This window comes from Pseudomonas sp. KB_15, assembly GCF_052114525.1.
GTDB lineage: Bacteria > Pseudomonadota > Gammaproteobacteria > Pseudomonadales > Pseudomonadaceae > Aquipseudomonas.
This window is the reverse complement of record NZ_JBFREX010000109.1, coordinates 1-689: the sequence shown is the minus strand read 5'-3', so window position 1 is coordinate 689 and position 689 is coordinate 1. Positions and strand designations below refer to the sequence as shown.

Genomic DNA, 689 nt, shown 5'->3' with positions numbered 1-689 from the left:
ATCTATGACCACATGATGCTCGATGGCCTGGAAGATGCCTACTCTCGTGACGAAAAAGGCGGGGGCCGCGCGATGGGCACCTTCGGCGAGGACTGCGCCGCCAAGTACGCGTTCACCCGCGCCCAGCAGGACGAATTCGCGATGGAGTCCGTGCGCCGCGCCCAGCAGGCCACCGAGAGCGGCGCCTTCCGCTGGGAAATCACGCCGGTCACGGTGTCGGGCAAGGGCGGCGACACGGTGATCGACACCGATGAAGGCCCGCGCCGCATCAAGGTGGACAAGATCCCGTCGCTGAAGCCGGCCTTCGCCAAGGACGGCACGATCACGGCGGCCTCGTCATCGTCGATCAACGACGGCGCCGCCGCGCTGGTGATGATGCGCGAGTCGACCGCGAAGTCGCTCGGCCTGCAGCCGCTGGCGCGCATGCTCGGCCATACCTCGCACGCGCAGGCGCCGGGCTGGTTCACCACGGCGCCCGTGGAAGCCATCGCCAAGCTCTACCGCAAGCTGGACTGGACCACCGACAGCGTGGACCTGTTCGAGATCAACGAGGCCTTCGCCGTGGTGCCGATGGCGGCCATGCACGACCTCAAGATTCCGCGCGACAAGGTCAACATCCACGGCGGCGCCTGCGCGCTGGGCCATCCGATCGGCGCCTCGGGCGCGCGCATCATGACCACGCTGATCGG

At 67.9% G+C, this 689-nt stretch carries 1 pseudogene; it reads left to right on the top strand.

Annotated features, from left to right (window positions below):
- A pseudogene (locus AB4Z35_RS29910) lies at window positions 1-689 on the top strand (acetyl-CoA C-acetyltransferase); the annotation flags it as partial.